This window comes from Pseudarthrobacter sp. 902506025 (genome assembly GCF_040702325.1).
In the GTDB taxonomy this organism is placed as follows: Bacteria; Actinomycetota; Actinomycetes; order Actinomycetales; family Micrococcaceae; genus Arthrobacter.
In genome coordinates, this window is the sequence record NZ_JBFBKW010000007.1 from 62,038 (window position 1) to 79,419 (window position 17,382).

At 66.9% G+C, this 17,382-nt stretch carries 20 protein-coding genes; 11 read left to right on the plus strand and 9 right to left on the minus strand.

Features of this window, described 5'->3' with window-relative positions; all coding sequences use genetic code 11:
• Nucleotides 1-116: 116 nt before the first annotated feature.
• The 5 genes from AB0280_RS13840 (at nucleotide 117) to AB0280_RS13860 (ending at nucleotide 4,804) form a co-directional block, all read left to right on the plus strand.
• Complete coding sequence (locus AB0280_RS13840; RefSeq protein WP_159633639.1) at nucleotides 117-1,406, plus strand: ABC transporter substrate-binding protein; 1,290 nt, start codon at nucleotides 117-119, stop codon at nucleotides 1,404-1,406.
• Between the two features lie 7 nt (nucleotides 1,407-1,413).
• Nucleotides 1,414-2,451 carry a carbohydrate ABC transporter permease gene (locus tag AB0280_RS13845; RefSeq protein ID WP_159633636.1) on the plus strand — a complete coding sequence of 346 codons (1,038 nt, stop codon included), beginning with the start codon at nucleotides 1,414-1,416 and terminating at the stop codon, nucleotides 2,449-2,451.
• Nucleotides 2,448-3,347, plus strand: a complete 900-nt coding sequence (locus AB0280_RS13850; RefSeq protein WP_307487740.1) for a carbohydrate ABC transporter permease — start codon at nucleotides 2,448-2,450, stop codon at nucleotides 3,345-3,347. The genes AB0280_RS13845 and AB0280_RS13850 overlap by 4 nt, the downstream gene beginning before the upstream one ends.
• The gene (locus AB0280_RS13855) at nucleotides 3,344-3,592 is read left to right on the plus strand and encodes a hypothetical protein (RefSeq protein ID WP_159633630.1); all 249 of its coding nucleotides are present in this window, start codon (nucleotides 3,344-3,346) and stop codon (nucleotides 3,590-3,592) included. Before AB0280_RS13850 ends, AB0280_RS13855 begins: the two co-directional genes overlap by 4 nt.
• A gap of 156 nt (nucleotides 3,593-3,748) precedes the next feature.
• A complete protein-coding gene (locus AB0280_RS13860; protein WP_224024677.1) occupies nucleotides 3,749-4,804 on the plus strand; it encodes a LacI family DNA-binding transcriptional regulator in 1,056 nt (351 codons plus the stop codon).
• A gap of 20 nt (nucleotides 4,805-4,824) precedes the next feature.
• Here the strand turns inward: AB0280_RS13860 and AB0280_RS13865 are convergent, their stop codons facing one another.
• Complete coding sequence (locus AB0280_RS13865; protein WP_366367544.1) at nucleotides 4,825-5,715, minus strand: hypothetical protein; 891 nt, start codon at nucleotides 5,713-5,715, stop codon at nucleotides 4,825-4,827.
• Nucleotides 5,716-5,749: 34 nt separating this feature from the next.
• A complete protein-coding gene (locus AB0280_RS13870) occupies nucleotides 5,750-6,556 on the minus strand; it encodes an exodeoxyribonuclease III (protein WP_307487745.1) in 807 nt (268 codons plus the stop codon).
• Between the two features lie 160 nt (nucleotides 6,557-6,716).
• On the opposite strand from AB0280_RS13870, the gene AB0280_RS13875 reads away from it, so the two are divergent.
• The 4 genes from AB0280_RS13875 (at nucleotide 6,717) to AB0280_RS13890 (ending at nucleotide 10,416) form a co-directional block, all read left to right on the plus strand.
• On the plus strand, nucleotides 6,717-7,841 hold the full coding sequence (locus tag AB0280_RS13875) for an enoyl-CoA hydratase/isomerase family protein (RefSeq protein ID WP_366367546.1): 1,125 nt from the start codon (nucleotides 6,717-6,719) through the stop codon (nucleotides 7,839-7,841).
• The gene (mmsB, locus tag AB0280_RS13880) at nucleotides 7,834-8,856 is read left to right on the plus strand and encodes a 3-hydroxyisobutyrate dehydrogenase (RefSeq protein WP_307487750.1); all 1,023 of its coding nucleotides are present in this window, start codon (nucleotides 7,834-7,836) and stop codon (nucleotides 8,854-8,856) included. The genes AB0280_RS13875 and mmsB overlap by 8 nt, the downstream gene beginning before the upstream one ends.
• A complete protein-coding gene (locus AB0280_RS13885; protein ID WP_366367548.1) occupies nucleotides 8,853-9,629 on the plus strand; it encodes an enoyl-CoA hydratase in 777 nt (258 codons plus the stop codon). The genes mmsB and AB0280_RS13885 overlap by 4 nt, the downstream gene beginning before the upstream one ends.
• A 118-nt stretch (nucleotides 9,630-9,747) precedes the next feature.
• Nucleotides 9,748-10,416, plus strand: a complete 669-nt coding sequence (locus AB0280_RS13890) for a DedA family protein (RefSeq protein ID WP_159633609.1) — start codon at nucleotides 9,748-9,750, stop codon at nucleotides 10,414-10,416.
• Nucleotides 10,417-10,449: 33 nt separating this feature from the next.
• Here AB0280_RS13890 and AB0280_RS13895 read toward each other — a convergent pair whose 3' ends face one another.
• The 5 genes from AB0280_RS13895 to AB0280_RS13915 form a co-directional block, all read right to left on the minus strand.
• Nucleotides 10,450-11,235, minus strand: coding sequence for a MerR family transcriptional regulator (locus tag AB0280_RS13895; protein ID WP_307487755.1), 786 nt, complete (start codon nucleotides 11,233-11,235; stop codon nucleotides 10,450-10,452).
• 50 nt (nucleotides 11,236-11,285) lie between these two features.
• Nucleotides 11,286-11,621 carry a hypothetical protein gene (locus AB0280_RS13900; protein ID WP_224024689.1) on the minus strand — a complete coding sequence of 112 codons (336 nt, stop codon included), beginning with the start codon at nucleotides 11,619-11,621 and terminating at the stop codon, nucleotides 11,286-11,288.
• A gap of 121 nt (nucleotides 11,622-11,742) precedes the next feature.
• Complete coding sequence (locus tag AB0280_RS13905) at nucleotides 11,743-11,946, minus strand: cold-shock protein (RefSeq protein WP_009357211.1); 204 nt, start codon at nucleotides 11,944-11,946, stop codon at nucleotides 11,743-11,745.
• Nucleotides 11,947-12,078: 132 nt separating this feature from the next.
• Nucleotides 12,079-12,705, minus strand: coding sequence for a response regulator (locus AB0280_RS13910; RefSeq protein WP_224024691.1), 627 nt, complete (start codon nucleotides 12,703-12,705; stop codon nucleotides 12,079-12,081).
• Nucleotides 12,702-13,931: a sensor histidine kinase gene (locus tag AB0280_RS13915; RefSeq protein ID WP_307487760.1), complete on the minus strand. Its 1,230-nt coding sequence runs from the start codon at nucleotides 13,929-13,931 to the stop codon at nucleotides 12,702-12,704. The genes AB0280_RS13910 and AB0280_RS13915 overlap by 4 nt, the downstream gene beginning before the upstream one ends.
• Nucleotides 13,932-14,128: 197 nt before the next feature.
• Here AB0280_RS13915 and AB0280_RS13920 point away from each other — a divergent pair, with 197 nt between their 5' ends.
• Together AB0280_RS13920 and AB0280_RS13925 are read left to right on the plus strand one after the other, a co-directional pair.
• Nucleotides 14,129-14,701, plus strand: a complete 573-nt coding sequence (locus AB0280_RS13920) for a GlcG/HbpS family heme-binding protein (protein ID WP_275181000.1) — start codon at nucleotides 14,129-14,131, stop codon at nucleotides 14,699-14,701.
• Between the two features lie 10 nt (nucleotides 14,702-14,711).
• Entirely contained in the window at nucleotides 14,712-15,395 is a 684-nt protein-coding gene (locus AB0280_RS13925; RefSeq protein ID WP_307487762.1) for an ankyrin repeat domain-containing protein, read from the plus strand.
• A 126-nt stretch (nucleotides 15,396-15,521) separates the two neighbouring features.
• On the opposite strand, the gene AB0280_RS13930 is transcribed toward AB0280_RS13925, so the two are convergent.
• Complete coding sequence (locus AB0280_RS13930; protein WP_275180998.1) at nucleotides 15,522-16,706, minus strand: acetyl-CoA acetyltransferase; 1,185 nt, start codon at nucleotides 16,704-16,706, stop codon at nucleotides 15,522-15,524.
• On the minus strand, nucleotides 16,703-17,374 hold the full coding sequence (locus tag AB0280_RS13935) for a CoA transferase subunit B (protein WP_275180997.1): 672 nt from the start codon (nucleotides 17,372-17,374) through the stop codon (nucleotides 16,703-16,705). The genes AB0280_RS13930 and AB0280_RS13935 overlap by 4 nt, the downstream gene beginning before the upstream one ends.
• Nucleotides 17,375-17,382 lie beyond the last annotated feature (8 nt).

The following is a 17,382-nucleotide window of genomic DNA, read 5'->3' on the forward strand; positions in this document are numbered from 1 at the left end:
GATGTAAACGCTTGCATTGCAGACAGCAACCTTACTAGTGTGATGGTCACCACATCAACCTCACCTAGCAAGCGCACTGTCGACTTACTTGTCACTCAGCGAGGAGCTTCAAGCTAATGAAAACCCCGAGATTCCTGCTTCCGGCTGCCACTGCCGGCATTCTGGCCCTTACGTTGTCCGCCTGCGGTGGCGGGGGTGGAGGGGGCACTACGGGTGGTGGGGGCAGCGACGCTGACGCCAACCTCGACGGCCGCGGCCCCATCACGTATGTACAGGGCAAGGACAACAGCAACGTTGTCCGCCCCCTGGTCGATAAGTGGAATGCGGCCCACCCGAACGAAAAGGTCACCTTCAAGGAACAGACCGACCAGGCGGACCAGCAGCACGACGACCTGGTCCAGCACTTCCAGGCCAAGCAGTCCGATTACGACGTCGTGGATGTGGACGTTGTCTGGACCGCGGAGTTCGCAGCGAAGGGCTGGCTGCAGCCGCTGAAGGACAAGATGGCGATCGACACCAGCGCCATGCTCAAGCCCACCGTGGACAGCGCCACGTACAAGGGCACCCTGTACGCGGCTCCCCAGACCTCCGACGGCGGCATCCTGTACTACCGCAAGGACCTGGTCCCCACCCCGCCCAAGACCTGGGACGAGATGATGAGCATGTGCTCCATCGCCAAGCAGAACAACATCGGCTGCTACGCAGGCCAGTTCAGCAAATATGAGGGCCTCACGGTAAATGCTTCCGAGGCCATCAACTCCGCGGGCGGATCCGTCCTTAACAAGGATGGAAAGCCGGACCTGAACACCGCCGAGGCCAAGGCCGGCCTGGGCAACCTGGCGAAGGCCTACGCTGACGGCAACATCCCCAAGGAAGCCATCACGTACAAGGAAGAGGACAGCCGGCAGGCCTTCCAGAGCGGCAAGCTCCTGTTCCTCCGCAACTGGCCGTACGCGTTCAACCTGATCACCACTGAAGGCTCATCCACTGTGAAGGACAAGACCGGCCTGGCAGCCCTGCCGGGCAAGAGCGGCCCGGGTGCCTCCTCGCTTGGTGGCCACAACCTCGCCACCAGCGTCTACTCCAAGAACAAGGCCACCGCGCTCGACTTCATGAAGTTCATGACCTCGGCCGAAACCGAGAAGTTCTACGCCACGCAGGGCTCGCTGGCCCCCGTGCTTGGTTCGCTGTATGAGGACCAGGAACTCGTTGCCAAGCTGCCCTACCTGCCGGTCCTGAAGACGTCCATCGAAAACGCCGTACCGCGTCCCGTTACGCCGTTCTACCCGGCTGTCACCAAGGCAATCCAAGAGAACGCCTACTCCGCAATCAAGGGAGAAAAGTCCGTGGAAACCGCACTCTCTGACATGCAGAAGTCCATCGAATCCGCCGGTGCGGGATCGTAGTTCTGCCATGGCAACCGAACTAGGCCCGACGCCGGTCAAGTCACCGGCGTCGGGCGGTACCCCCGTCCATCACGCGCCCAAGGGCGTGGGGGAGGACAACAGGATTGCAAGCCAGGGGCGCTGGGCCTCCTGGCTCCTCGCCCCCACCATCATCGCCCTGGCCGTGGTGATCGTTTACCCGATCATCAGCGCCATCGTCATGTCCTTCCAGAAGGATGCCGGCCTGGATCCGGCCACGGGCCTCTTCACCGCGGGCGGCCCGGCGGGAATTCAGAACTACGTCAACTGGCTGGCGCAGCAGTGTTCGGCGCCGGGGGGCGGAACCGTCGCCTGCCCGCCGGGCACCCTGGGCGGCCAGTTCTGGTCCGCCACGGCCACCACGTTCTTCTTCACGGTGGTAACGGTGGCACTGGAAACCGTCCTCGGTTTCTGGATGGCCATGATCATGGCCCGCACGTTCCGCGGACGCAGCCTGGTCCGCGCCGCCGTGCTGGTGCCCTGGGCCATCCCTACCGCTGTGACGGCCAAGCTCTGGTTCTTTATCTTCGCCTTCGAAGGCATCGCCAACAAGCTGTTCAACACCACCATCCTGTGGACGGGCAGCGAGTGGCCGGCCAAGTGGGCCGTGATCATCGCCGACGTATGGAAGACCACGCCGTTCATGGCGCTGCTGATCCTGGCAGGCTTGCAGATGATCCCGGCAGAAGTCTACGAGGCAGCCAAGGTGGACGGAACCACTGCCTGGCAGCGGTTCCGGCTGATCACGCTTCCGCTGGTCAAGCCGGCCCTCATGGTGGCGATCCTGTTCCGTACGCTGGATGCGCTGCGCATGTTCGACCTGCCGTACATCCTCACCGGCGGTGCCAATAACACCACCACCTTGTCCATCCTGGTGATCAACCAAATCAGGCAAGGCTTCAATGCGGCGGCTGCGCTGTCCACCATCACCTTCATCATCATCTTCCTCGTCGCCTTCATCTTTGTCCGCTTCCTCGGGGCAAACGTGGTTGAGCAGAGTGGCGCCACAGGAAAGGGGAAGAAATGACCACGGCAACAGCAGACGCCTCGGCACTCCGGGCCCGCCAGGACAAGGGCCGCCAGGCTGCGCAGAACCGGGAAAAGTGGGCGCAGGGGCGGACCTACCTGAGCGCCGCCATCATCCTGCTCTGGTGCCTGGCACCGGCGTACTGGATGGTGGTCACCGCGTTCCGCGAGGTGGGCTTCACGTACGACACCTCGATCCTTCCCACGCACGTCACGCTGGACAACTTCACGACAGCCTTTGACACGTCCTTCGGCAACAGGTTCGGCCAGGCTCTGCTGAACAGTGTGTTCATCGGCGGGGTGGTCACGGCCGTCTCGCTGCTGATCGGTGTGTTCGCGGCCTACGCCTTGGCCCGTTTGAACTTCAAGGGCAAGTTCCTGGTGCTCGGCTTCATCCTGGGAGCCTCCATGTTCCCCGGCGTTGCCCTGATCACCCCGCTCTTCCAGCTGTTCACCAACATCGGCTGGATGGGGACGTATCAGGCGCTGATCATCCCGAACATCTCCTTCGTGCTCCCGCTGACGGTCTACACCATGACCTCGTTCTTCCGGGAAATGCCCTGGGAGCTTGAGGAATCGGCCCGCGTGGACGGCTGCACCCAGGGACAGGCGTTCCGCAAGGTCATCATGCCCCTGGCTGCACCGGCAATCTTCACCACCGCAATCCTGGCGTTCATTTCCTCGTGGAATGAGTTCCTGATTGCCAGCCAGCTGTCCAGCGACGCAACCCAGCCGGTGACGGTGGCCATCGCCAACTTCGCCGGTGCACAGCCCAACCAGATCCCGTACACGGCCATCATGGCCGCAGGCACCATTGTCACCATTCCGCTGGTGATCCTGGTGCTGGTCTTCCAGCGCAAGATTGTCGCCGGCCTCACGGCAGGTGCAGTCAAGTGACGGACAACGGTTCCCGCCCCCGCATCCCGGGGGCGGGAAACCGCAGCCGGTTGGTCCGCTCGGGTGAGGACTTCGACATCATCATTGGCTTCCTCGCATTCTGGGCGCTGGTCCTCCTGGTGGTCACCGTGTGGATGGAAGTAACTGCCCAGCCTGCCCTTGGATGGGCGCTGGGACTGCTGGCAACTTTGCTGGCACTGTATGGCATGGTGCGGCTGCGCCGGAAACTCCCCGCCCGCAGGTAGGAATGGTCGTCGCCGGGCCGCCGCTGTGATGGTGGGTGCATACCCCAGCCAGCGGACCGGTTAACACTGCCTGCCCGCGGAGTGGAAAAATACAGGGCCGGGGTAAACGCAGGGCCGGCCGGCCCTACGCCGCAAAGGAGTTAAAGAGGGGACACGGTGGCACGGACAACGGAAAGGTCCCAGCGGGGCGGCCATAACGGCGTCAGCATCGAGGACGTGGCGGCTGCCGCCGGAGTCTCAACAGCCACAGTCTCCCGGGCCGTCCGCGGATTGCCGCGGGTTTCGCCGGCCACCCGGAAGAAGATCCTGGAAGTCGCAGGCGACCTGGGCTACGTGGCTTCTTCGTCGGCCTCCGGCCTGGCCACCGGACGGACCAAGACCATTGGCGTCCTGGCCCCGTTCGTCAGCCGCTGGTTCTTCTCCAAGGCCATCGAGGGCGCCGACCGGGAACTGCACGCCCGCCACTATAATCTCTCGCTGTTCAACCTTGGCGGCCATGGCAGCAACCGCGAACGGCTTTTCAGCAAGACCATGGTCTACAAGCAGATCGATGCCCTGCTGGTCCTGTGTATGGCGCTCAGCCACGAAGAGATCGAGCACCTGCAGAAGATCGATATCCCCCTGATTGTGGTGGGAGGGCACGTTGAGGAATGCCCGTACATCGGCATCGACGACTACGCCGCCGCCTCAACCGCGGTCCGGCACCTGATCGACCTCGGCCACCGGGACATCGCCCTGCTGCATGGCGACGACGAGACCGACCTGAACTTCGACGTCCCCCGGGTGCGCATCCTGGCCTTCAAGGACGTCATGGCGGCGGCCGGGCTGCCGACGCGGCCGGAATGGGATGAGTGGGGGGACTTCACCGTCCGCAGCGGCCAGGAAGCCTTGCGCCGGCTGTGGTCCCGGCCGGGGCAGAAGCCCACCGCCATCTTTTGTGCCTCGGACGAAATGGCCATGGGGGTCATTTTTGAGGCCAACCGCTTGGGCGTCAGCGTTCCCGGCGAACTGTCCGTGGTGGGCATCGACAACCACGACTTTGCCGACGCCATAGGCCTGACCACCGTGGGGCAACGCCCGGACGAGCAGGCCGAACTGGCCACCAAGATGCTGCTGGACGAACTGGATGGCGAGGCAGGGGCGGTGCGTTCCGCCGTCGCCCCCCACGAACTGATCATCCGGCGCACCACTGCGCCGCCCCAAAACCTGTAACAGCCAGGAACCGGGGACCGTTACGACGCGCGGGCCAGCTGCCGGATGGGGATCCAGCGTGAGGCCAGCCGCCGGTAGGCCGCGGCGGCGCCGGTCATGTCACCCTCGGCCAGGCATTCGATGCCCAGCCTGATGTCCATGGGGGACTCGTCCGGGTACACCTTGTCCGCCACGGCGCCGTAGTCCAGCTCCACCATGGAGTTCACGTGGAACAGTTCAAGCCATTCCGTCAGCTGCGCCAGGTCATCGAGCATGTCCAGGTCCGGGGCGGCGAGGGCCAGATTGGCCACCGCGTAGCGGGCCCGCTCCAGGGCGTCGGTGATGGGCGTCCAGACGCGGACGGTGAGGATGCGCCCGGCGGCTTCCACCACATCCTTGCGGTCGGACTCCATGAACAGCGAGAACCAGCTGAACGGGATGCCCCAGGTTGAGGCCCGGGTATGGACGCGGACGGAACCGTCACGGGCCTTCACCAGGTCGATCCGCTCCTGGTGCCGGTCCCGCTGCTCCTCCGGAATCAGCAGCTCGGCCAGCGGACCGTGGATTCCCTCCATCAGGGCGTTCGCGGCCAGCCCGGCGCGCAGGACAAGCTGGCTAGGGCAATACAGGAGGACCGGCTCAGTGCCGGCGCCGGCACCGTCGTCGGCCGTTCCGCCTTCCGGCTCCGGCGCCGTGGTGACGCGCACCAGGTCGGTGCGGCCCGTGGGGAACGGATCGCCGCCCGTGCGGGTGATACGTCCCAGCGACGCCAGCAGTTCCGCGTTTTCGACGGCGGCGCGGGACACGGCCTGAGCGCCCGCGGCCTTGATGGCCGGGCGTTGTTCCTCCGGGAAGGCTTCCAGGGGCTCGTAGACGCGCAGGGTGGAGGAAAATGGCAGGCCGGCCTGGCCCCGGTAGAGGTTTCCCGTCATCACGGTCTCCTTGGAAGGGTCCAGGGTGCAGTCATCAGTCCGCCAGTTCCACCAGCACGGGAGCGTGGTCAGAAGCGCCCTTGCCCTTGCGTTCCTCGCGGTCGATCGAGGCGCCGGTGACGCGGGCCGCCAGCGCGGGGGAGGCCAGGACGAAGTCGATCCTCATGCCCTCCTTTTTGGGGAACCGCAGCTGGGTGTAGTCCCAGTAGGTGTAGACGCCCGGGCCGGGGGTGTAGGGGCGCACCACATCGGTGAAGCCCGCCGATTCGAACGCGTGGAACGCCGCACGCTCGGGCGGGCTGACGTGCGTGGACCGGTTGGCGATGAACAGGTCGATGTCCCAGACGTCGTCGTCGAATGGAGCGATGTTCCAGTCGCCCATCAGCGCCACCTGCGCCTGGGGGTTATCGGTCACCAGTCCCTGGGCATGGGTCTTCAGGCTTTCCAGCCATTTGAGCTTGTACGGCATGTGTTCGTCGTCCAGGGAGCGGCCGTTGGGGACGTAGAGGCTCCAGACGCGGACGCCGCCGCACGTGGCAGCCATGGCCCGGGCTTCCTGGACGGGATCCTTGCCGGCCTTGCCGAACGAGGGCTGGTCCAGGAACGTCCGTTCCACGTCCTCAAGCCCCACCCGGGAGGCGATGGCCACGCCGTTCCACTGGTTCACCCCGAAGTGGGCCACCTCGTAGCCCATCCGTTCAAAGAGTTCCCACGGAAAGTTGTCGTCCTTGCACTTGGTCTCCTGGATGGCCAGGACATCGCAGTCACTGCGCTGGAGCCAGGCTTCGACGCGGTCGGCGCGGGCACGGAGCGAGTTCACATTCCAGGTAGCTATCTTCACGGTTCCTAACTTACCTTGGCAGCCGCGCGGCAGGTAAAGCCCTCAAAAGGCCCCGTCCGCGCCGCGGGCACGGTTGGTCCCGGGCAGCAGGCGGCGGGTATATTCGCACCAGAATGACCTGGATCACACGTCCGGCCACCATGCGAAGGAGCACCAGCCGATGACGGCAGCTACGGGCAACACCACGGACAGCACGGCAGGAAACGGAACCGCGGAAGTGCTTTTTGACCGCCGCGGCCGGCTCGGCGTGATCACCCTCAACAGGCCACGGGCGGTCAACGCGCTCACCGCCGGAATGGTGGACCTGCTCCTGCGGCAGCTCACCGCATGGGCAGGGGACGACGGCGTGGCGGCCGTCCTGGTGCAGGGGGCCGGGGAGCGGGGCCTGTGCGCGGGCGGAGACATCGTGGCCATCTACCGGGACATGCTGCACGGCGGAAACCGGACCGCCGGCTTCTGGCAGACCGAGTACCGCGTGAACTCGCTCATCGCCCGGTATCCCAAGCCGTATGTTGCCCTCATGGACGGCCTGGTCCTTGGCGGCGGGGTGGGCGTCTCGGCGCACGGGAATGTCCGCGTGGTCACCGAGCGGACCAGGATGGGGATGCCGGAAACCACCATCGGGTTCGCCCCCGACGTCGGCGGCACCTTCCTGCTGTCCCGCGCGCCGGGCCAAACGGGAACCCATGCGGCCCTGACCGGGGCACACCTGGACGCGGGGGATGCCTTGTTCCTGGGCCTTGCCGACCATTACGTCCCCTCGCACGCGCTGCCCGGGCTGGTGGCGGCGCTGGAGGACGAAAGCCCGGAAGCCGCCGTCGCCCGCTGCGCCGAACAGCCTCCGGCCTCGGCACTGTCCGGGCAACGGGACTGGATCGACGCCTGCTACGCCAGCGACGATGCCGGGGAAATCGTGGCCCGGCTCCGCGCCTGGACCGGGCCCGGCCGGGAAGATGCCACGGACGCAGCGGACACCATCGAAGCCAAGTCACCCACCTCGGTCAAGGTCACCCTGGCGTCCCTGCGCCGGGCCGCAAACCTGACCCTTGATGAGGCCCTGGCCCAGGAATACCGGGTAGGAATCCGCCTCCTGGCCGGCCCTGATTTTCGCGAGGGTATCCGCGCCCAGGTGGTGGACAAGGACAGGAACCCGCAGTGGAAGCCGGCCACGCTGGCCGAGGTGCTGCCCGCGCAGGTGGACAGGTTCTTCCAGCCGCTGGACGGCGGGGAGCTGGACCTGCAGCCCGGGCCGGACCTGGAAGTGAAGGAGGCGGACCATGCCTGAAAAGGGCAGTGTGGCCTTTTTGGGCCTTGGACACATGGGCGGTCCCATGGCCGTGAACCTGGTCCGTGCCGGTTACCGCGTGACCGGGTTCGACGTGGTGCCGGCAGCCGCGGAGGCTGCCCGGGCACAGGGTGTTCCGGTGGCGACCAGCGCGGTCGATGCGCTGGCGGGCGCCGACGTGGTGCTGACCATGTTCCCCAGCGGCCGGCACGTCCTGGACGCCTACCGGGGCGGCGCTGGAAATCCTGGACAACCGGAGAAACCCGGGCTGCTGGATGCCGCGCGGCCCGGGACCATGTTCCTGGACTGCTCAACCATCAATGTGGAAGAGGCGCGGGAAGCAGCCCGCCTGGCCATCGAAGCGGGCCACCGTTCCGTCGATGCCCCCGTTTCCGGCGGCGTGGTGGGAGCGGAGGCAGGCACCCTGACCTTCATGGCCGGCGGCGAGGCGGAGGACGTCGAGGCAGTGCGGCCGCTCCTGGAGGTGATGGGCAAGCGGGCGGTGCACTGTGGTGCCCATGGAGCGGGCCAGGCCGCCAAAATCTGCAACAACATGATCCTGGGCGTCTCGATGATCGCAGTCAGCGAGGCTTTCGTGCTGGGGGAAAAGCTGGGACTGACGCACCAGGCCCTGTTCGACGTCGCGTCCGCCGCGTCAGGGCAGTGCTGGGCGCTGACCACCAACTGCCCCGTGCCAGGGCCGGTCCCCACCAGCCCCGCCAACAGGGACTACCAGCCGGGATTCGCTTCGGCCCTCATGGCCAAGGACCTCAACCTGGCCGTCAACGCGCTCGACAGTACCGGGGTGGCAGGGCAGATGGGAGCGCTCGCGGCCCGGATCTACGATAGGTTTGCCGCGGAGGGCGGCGCGGGCCGCGACTTTTCCGCCATCATCACCGAAATCCGCGGCGCATCGGAGCGGCAGGCCGGCGACGGTCCCGCAGCGGAGCACGGCATTGAGTTGCCGGACCGGCGCAGGGCCACAACAGCACACGACGACGGGAGTCCCGAATGACGGAGTACGCCAACATCCTGGTGGAGCAGCAGGGCAGGGTAGGGCTGGTGACCCTCAACAGGCCCTCGGCACTGAACGCGCTGAACAAGGCCACCATGGAAGAGCTGGTGGCCGCCGTGACCGCCATGGATTCCGATCCCGGGGTCGGCGCCGTCGTGATTACCGGTTCGGGCAAGGCCTTCGCCGCGGGCGCCGACATCAAGGAGATGGCGGACCAGGGCTACATGGACATGTACGTGGCGGACTGGTTCCGGGGCTGGGAAGACTTCACCCGCCTGCGGATCCCCACCATCGCCGCGGTATCCGGCTTTGCCCTGGGCGGCGGCTGCGAACTGGCCATGATGTGCGACCTGATCATCGCGGGGGACAACGCCAAGTTCGGGCAGCCGGAAATCAACCTGGGCGTGCTCCCCGGCATGGGCGGCTCGCAGCGCCTCACGCGGGCCGTGGGCAAGGCCAAGGCCATGGACATGATCCTCACCGGCCGGTTTATCGACGCGGAGGAAGCAGAGCGGTGCGGGCTGGTCTCCCGGGTGGTTCCGGCAGCAGACGTGGTGTCCGAGGCACTCACGGCAGCCGGGGTGATCGCCGGGAAGTCAAAGCCTGCGGCGTTGGCAGCGAAGGAAGCCGTGAATGCTGCCTTCGAAACCGGGCTGGCCCAGGGGGTGGTGTTTGAACGGCGGCTCTTCCACTCCCTGTTCGCCACGGAGGACCAGAAGGAAGGCATGGCGGCGTTCACGGGAAAGCGCCAGCCGGAATTCAAGCACCGCTAGTCCCTGGCACGCATGCCCTGGCAGGCGCGGCCGGCACGGCATGCGTCCGCCGGTCCCCGTAAGGTAGACAGTACGGGCCAGCACGCGGCCACGGCATGCAGCGGAACGGGGTAAGCGTATGTGGACGATGATCACCGGTGCAGCCAGCCCCACCGAGGGACTTACGGGCATCGTGGGCTTTGCGGCGAGGTCCATCGACACGCTGGGGGAGTGGGGCGTCGGGGCGTTTACCCTGGCGGAGACCGTGGTGCCGCCCATCCCCAGCGAGGTGATCCTCCCGCTTGCGGGCTATCTGGCCAAGCAGGGCTCCCTGAATCTTTTCCTCGTCTTTGCCACCAGTACCCTTGGTGCGTATCTGGGGGCGCTGCTGCTCTACCTGCTGGGGGCAAAGCTGGGGCTTGACCGGTCCATCCGGGGGTTGTCCAAGCTGCCGCTGGTGGACCGGGAAGACTTCGAGCACGCGGCGGGCTGGTTCCGGCGGCACGGCAGGTCGTCCATTTTCTTCGGCCGCCTGCTGCCCGGGGTCCGCAGCCTGATCTCCCTGCCGGCGGGCGCGGCGGCCATGCCGCTGGGAACATTCACTCTTTTCACCCTTGCCGGCAGCGGGCTGTGGAACGGCGCCCTCATCGGGCTGGGCTACCTCCTGGGCACGCAGTACCAGCTCATCGAGGAGTACTCCAGGTTCCTGAACTACGCGGTCTATGGCGCATTGGCCGTTGCGGTGGTGCTGCTCGTCGTCCGGCGGACCAAGCGGGCCAGGGCCCAACGGGAGGATGCCCGCCGCTGAGGGAGCCTCCCGGTGCCCTGGAGGCCCGGTGTCCTAGAGGTACGTCTCCGCGAAGCTGTGGAGGGCCTCCCGGACGAAGCGTGCCCCCTCGACACCGCCGTAATTCGCGGCGAAACGGGGGTCCGCCACGTACATGTCGGCCAGCCCGGTGACGTATCCCCGGATATCGCCGCCGCTTTCAGCGGCAGGCGTTCCCGGGATGGACTTCAGCCACGCCACATGCCGCCCTGCCAGTTCGCGGGCTTCCGGCCCGTCCGCAGGAACGCCCGCAGCCGCGGCAGCCGTCCAGTCCCGGCCAAGCTCCTCCGCCTGGGACTTCCACTCCCGTTTCTCCGCGGCCCCCATGCCGCGCCACCACGAATCGGATGCCGCATAGGCGTCCTTGCCCCACCGTTCTTCAACTTCGTCCTTGTACTGCGTGTGGTCGAAGCCCTTGAACATGTCCTCCGCCATCAGATGGCCTCCTGCCTTTACTGTTTCGATGGTTTGCCGCACGGACTCAGCCTGGCGGGCCAGCCGCTGCTGCTCCTGGCCCAGCCAGTCCAGATGCCGGCTCAGCGCTGCCACTGGATCAACCTGGCGGTGAAAGACTTCCGCGATTGCGGGCAGACCCAGGCCCAGTTCGCGCAGCAACAGGATGCGCTGCAACTGGAGGAGGGCGGCGCCGTCGTAATAGCGGTAGCCGTTGTGGCCCACCCGGCTGGGCTTCAGCAGGCCGATGTCGTCATAGTGACGGAGCGTGCGGCTGGTGGTGCCGGCGAGCCTGGCTACGTCCTGGATGGACCAGTCCTTGCCACCGGCGTCGTAGAAATCCTGCATGCACCGAGCCTAGGCATTGACGCTGCGTCAAGGTCAAGGGCGGCGGACCGTCACCCAACCCGCCGGCCGTGGGGCCTCCGGCGCCTGGCCTGGGCCACCAAACGCGTGAAGGCGAAAACAAAGATGGCCTCGATGAGCAGCATGAGGCCCAGCAGCAGCCACTGCTGCCGGCTGATGAAGACGACGCACCCGGTCAGGGCCAGGATGGTCCCCAAGGCCAGCGCGTAGACGGCGAATCCGACAGCCACCCGGGCGCTGCGGACCCCCGTCCGGAACCCGAAGCCGTGCGGCTCCCCGCCGGGCTGTCCGGGGACGCGGTCCGGCGCTGCGGGGCCAAGGGAGTCAAACTCCTCCCAGGGATCCCTGTCCTGGTCCTGTCCGGTCATGAATCAATTATCCCAAATGCGGAAACCCAGAGACGCCGGGTACAAAAACAGCGGCCCCTCCAACCTGGGTTGGAGGAACCGCTGGATGGGGTCCCGGCGTATGCCGGAGGCCGCCGAAGACTTAGAGCGGGCGGATGTTCTCTGCCTGCGGGCCCTTGGGGCCCTGGGTCACATCGAATTCGACCTTCTGGTTCTCGTCCAGTGAGCGGTAGCCGCTGGTGGCGATTGCCGAGTAGTGGGCGAATACGTCAGCGGACCCGTCATCGGGGGCAATGAAGCCAAAACCCTTTTCGGCGTTGAACCATTTAACTGTGCCTGTTGCCATGGCTGCATTCCTTCATGTGACTCTGATTCTCTCCCCGGGGATCGTCCCGGAGTGTGCGGGAGTTAGTCCCCCACAGACCCCAACGTACGGGGCGCAGGCTCTGGGTGCAAGGGTATGCGCCATAAAGTGCCGTCAACGCATGCCCTCGCGCCGTATCGCGGTGGCGATGGCGGCCGCCCTGGTGTCCACCCCGAGTTTGGCGTAGATGTGCGCCAGATGGGTTTTGACCGTGGCCTCGGAGATAAAAAGCCGCCGGCCGAGTTCGCGGTTGCTGAGGCCCTCGGTGAGGAGGCCCAGCAGCTCGGCCTCCCGCGGCGTCAGGACTTCGTCGGGATTGCGGAGCTGCTGGAACAGCCGGGATGCCACCGGCGGGCTCATCACGCTTCTGCCCACGGCCGCCCCCCTGATGGCGGCAAAAATCTCCTCCGGAGCAGCATCCTTCAACAGGTAGCCCATGGCGCCGGCATCCACGGCACGGACGATGTCGGCGTCGGAATCGTACGTGGTGAACACGAGGATGGCCTGCCGGCCGTTGAGGTCCCTGATCCGCCTGATCGCTTCGAGCCCATCCATGCCCGGCCCCATGGCAAGGTCCATCACCACCACCGCGGGGGAGAACGCCTGGGCCAGGTGCACGGCATCCTCGCCGGACGCGGCTTCGGCCACCACCTCGATGTCCGGCTCCGTGCTGAGCAGTGCGCGCAGTCCGCTCCTGACTACCAGGTGGTCGTCCACCAGCAGGACGGTGATGTTGTTCATGCGCCCGCCTCCACCGGCAGCTGCGCCGCCACGATTGTTCCGTCGCCGGGGGCGCTCTGCACGGAGAATGTTCCGCCCAGCTGCTCCACCCGCTGCCGCATGGCCCGCAGCCCGTAGCCTCCCGTGTGCGACGGCGGAGCCGCCGCCCCCGGATCGAAGCCGGCGCCGTCGTCGTAAATATCCAAGGTCACGGCGTCCGGCAGGAAGCCCAGCGTTACCGTGGCCGCCGACGCCGCAGCGTGGAGCAGGATGTTCGACGCCGCGCTTTGCACGACGCGCAACAGGGCGTGGCGAACATCAGGGGAGACCGGCCGCAGCTCACCGGTCACCAGCAGCGTGGTCCCGGGAACGTACTGGCGGGCGGTGGCCAGCAGTGCCTCCGGCAAGGGAACCGATTCCAAACCGGGCGAGGCCAGCTCATGGACCAGGCTCCGGGTCTCCGCCAGGTTCGCGCGGAGCAGGCTGGTGGCCTGGAGAAGGCCGTCACGGGCTGCTGCACTGGGCCATCCACGGCCGGCGGCCTCGAGCAGGAGCAAGCTGCTGGCGAGGCCCTGGGTGACAGTGTCATGGATTTCCCGCGACACCCGCTCCCGTTCGGCAATGGTGCCCGCCCGTCGCTCGCTGGCGGCCAGTTGGCCCTGGGCCAGGGAAATGTCCGCATGCAGGCGGCGCTGCTCCTCGGCGTCGTGCTGTATCCGGTCGTAAATCAATGTCAGCATAACGCCCACGGCCAAGGGCCCCAAAAGCATGGCCAGGTCGGTACCGTTGCCCAGCCGGAACAGGCCGGCTGCGGTGGCGAGTGTGATGGCGCCGGCCAGGACATAGGACGCGGCACCGCGCAGGGCGCTCCTGCAGAGGAAGAAAAGAGCGAAGGAACACCACGCGAAACTCGGTGCAGCCACAACCAGGACCGCCCAGACGGCCACCAGGGCCACCATCCAGGGGGTTCCGCGGCGGTCCTGTACCGAGAGCAGGGCCACGACGGCGTAGAGCAGGCAAGCGGCAACGGCGAGCCCCAGGACCAGGAGATTGTCGGCCGGGGTATGCCGCATGACGTAGCGGACCACCGAGGCCACCAGGAGGACGGCGAAGCCCAGGTGGACGGCTGCTTCGATGCTGCCCGGCCGGCCTGTGGCATTGGGAAGCAGCGGACGGCGGGATCCGGCGCCCTGACCGGCGGCGGCTTGGGCTGGCCCGGTGTGTTGGGTGGTGTTTCTGGCGGGCATGCTGGATCCGGATCTGGTGGCGGGAAGTGCTGCCTTCCATGCTAGGGCTCACGGGTTCTCCCGTGCCTCAGCCTTTTGGCTGATACGGCTGGCCTTTCGTCGGAGCCGGGACCAGACGAAGGCCCGATGCCAGGTCCGGTGTTTCCCGAAAGCATGGATAGCGGCAACACGATCCCTCCCTGACCTAAGGAAACACCTTGAAGAAGTCCACCAAAGCCCTCGCCGCCGCCGCAGCCGGAGCCCTCATGATCACTGCCGGAGCAACGGCTGCCGCCAACGCCGGTACCGCGGGCACTACGGAAGCACCCGTCGTCGTACCTGCCGTTGATGTCCAGCCGGCTCCGGAAACGGTGGTGCAGCAAAACCGCATTGCCGCCGGCGCCTCGGCCCAGGCCGTCACGGCGGCGCTCGCGAAGTGCCAGGCCGACAAGATACCGTTCGTCACGGTGGCCCTCGTTGACCGCTTTGGTACTGTCCAGGCCTTGCTCCGGGGTGACAACGCCGCCGCCCACACCATCGAAGCGGCAAAGCAGAAGGCCTATACGGCAGCCGCGTTCGGTGCCCCCACCAGCGAGTTGGCCAGGCGCGTCAACGGCAACGGTCCCTCCATCGCGGATCTGCCGGGCACCCTGTTTCTCGCAGGCGGTGTTCCACTGAAGGTCAACGGTGTCTCCGTGGCCGGCATCGGCGTCGGCGGGGCCCCTGACGGCGCCCTGGATGAAGCCTGCGCGGCGGCAGGCGCGGAGGCCATCGCCGGCGCCGCGAAATAGGCTGGACGCGTTGAGGCCCGGCAGCACCGCAGCACTCATGACCGTGGCCGCGCTGGGGTTGCTCCTGGCCGCGTGCCAGGCCAGTCCCGGCCAGCCGCAGGGAGTGGATACCCCGCCGCCCGTTGCCTCGGTCAGCCCCGGTGCCGGGACGCCCGCGCCGCCCTCCTCTGCGTCCCCACCGGCGCTGACGCCCGCGGACCAGGCAAGGCTGGACCAGGACCTTATCGTGGCCGCCAAAGCCAACAACGCCGCGTTGGTGGCCGAACTCATCGGCCGGGGTGGCAACGTCAACGCCAAGGACCCTATCCAGGATTCTGCGTTCCTGTTCGCCGGAGCTGAAGGGCTCAACGACGTCCTGCAGCTGACGCTGGCCTCCGGGGCAGACGTCACCAGCACCAACCGCTACGGGGGGACGGCGTTGATCCCGGCCAGCGAGCACGGACACGTGGAAACAGTGACGATCCTCATCAACGCCGGAGTGCCTGTCAACCATGTCAACAACCTTGGCTGGACCGCCATGCAGGAGGCCATCCTGCTCAACGACGGCGGCCCGCGCCAGCAGGAGGTGGTGCGGCTGCTGCTGGCGGCCGGCGCAGACCCCGGAATCCGCGACCCGGAAGGCCGGACGGCGCTGCAGAACGCTGAGCGGCTCGGCTTTTCAGGGATAGCCGCCGTGATACGCGGCCAGGGTTAGCCGGTCGGGGTGCCGGACCGCCGGGCTTGCCCACCTTTGCCGGTTAACGACGGCGGCGCGCCGCACTCTTGGTGCGACGCGCCGCCGTCGGGCTTTGAATCCGGGGAGATTCAGCGGGCTGTCAGCTCAGACCGCTTCCAGCACGCTCACATAGTTCGCGATGCCCACGCCGCCCATGTTCTGCACAGCCGCCCGCCGTGGCGCCGGGAGCTGCATGTCGCCCGCAGTACCGGTGAGCTGCATGGCGGCGATGACGTGCTGGGAAACGCCGGTGGCACCCACCGGGTGGCCCTTGGCCTTCAGGCCGCCGGAGACGTTGATGGGAAGCTTGCCGTCCTTGAAGACCCAGCCTTCGTTTACTGCCCTGGCCCCCTGGCCGGGTTCGGCCAGGCCGATGGCCTCGTACATGAGCAGCTCGGCGATGGTGAAGCAGTCATGCACCTCGGCGAAGTCCAGGTCCGCCAGGCCGACGCCCGCCATCGCCATGGCGCGCTGCCAGGAGGCACGGGTGGCGGCGAAGGCGGTGGGGTCCCGGCGCTCGGCGGGGAAAAAGTCGTTGGCCTGGCCGAAGCCTGCGAGCCGGACCGGGGCGGTGGCGCCGGCGGTGGGGGAGACGGACAGCACGACGGCGGCGGCACCATCGGAGACGGGCGAACAGTCGGTGCGGCGCAGCGGGTCCGCCACCATGGGGTTCTTGTCCGAGACGGTGCGGCAGAATTCCTCGCCAAGATCCTTCCGGAGCTGGGCATACGGGTTGTCCACACCGTTGCGGTGGTTCTTGGCCGCGATGCTGCCCAGTACGTCGGAAACAGGTCCGTACCGCTTTTCGTAGTGCTTCGCGACCTCGGCGAAAAGTCCGGTGAAGCCGGTGGTGGAGGGCTTGCCGGCCATGTCATAGTCAGCGCCGAGCAGGGCAGCGCCCACCACGTCTGCACCGGCGTGGGTCATCTTCTCGGCACCGATCACCAGGACGGTTTTCGCGGTGCCGGCCAGCAGCGACTTGGTGCCCTGCTGGAAGGCGGCCGACCCCGAGGCGCAGGCGTTCTCCACCCGGGTGGAGGGCACGTTGGCCAGGGCCGGGGAGACCTGCAGGGCCAGCGAGGACGGGAACGCCAGCGGCATCATGCCGGAGTTGAACTGGCCCACGTAGATCTCGTCGATCTGCCCGGGGTCGATTCCGGCTGTGCCGATCGCTTCGGTGGCCACCTGGACGATCAGGGACTCGAGGGTCTCCTCCGTCAGCTTGCCGAACCGGCTGTGTCCCCAGCCGGTGAGCAGGACATCCTTGCCGAACTGTTCCTTCAGGCTCATGCCGCCACTTCCTCATTCTCGAGCCGGACCTCAAAGCCGGCTTCGGTCTTTTCCCGGATCTCGTCCACGGTGACCCCCGGAGCCAGCCGGATCAGGGTGAGCTGCCGGCCGCCGTCGTCCGCCTTGTGCAGATCGAAGACGGCGAGGTCGCTGATGATCCGGTCCACGCAGCTGAGCCCGGTCAGCGGCAGCGTGCACTCGCGCACAATCTTTGCGCTGCCGTCCTTGGCGTTGTGCTCGGTGAGGACCACGACGCGCGGGGTCCCGGCCACCAGGTCCATGGCGCCGCCCATGCCTTTAACCATCTTTCCCGGGATGGTCCAGTTGGCCAGGTCGCCGTTGCCGGAGACCTGCATGGCGCCCAGGATGGCCACCTTGACGTGTCCGCCGCGGATCATGCCGAACGAGGTGGCGGAATCGAAGATGCTGCCGCCGGGCAGGACCGTGACGGTCTGCTTGCCGGCGTTGATCAGGTCCGCGTCCTCCTCGCCCTCGTAGGGGAAGGGGCCCATGCCCAGCAGGCCGTTCTCGCTCTGCAGGACCACCCGCACGCCGTCGGGCAGGTTGTTGGCCACCAGCGTGGGGATGCCGATCCCCAGGTTCACGTAGTCGCCGTCGTTCAGTTCCTCGGCCGCGATGGCAGCCATTTCATCCCTGGTCCATCCCATGGGGTTTC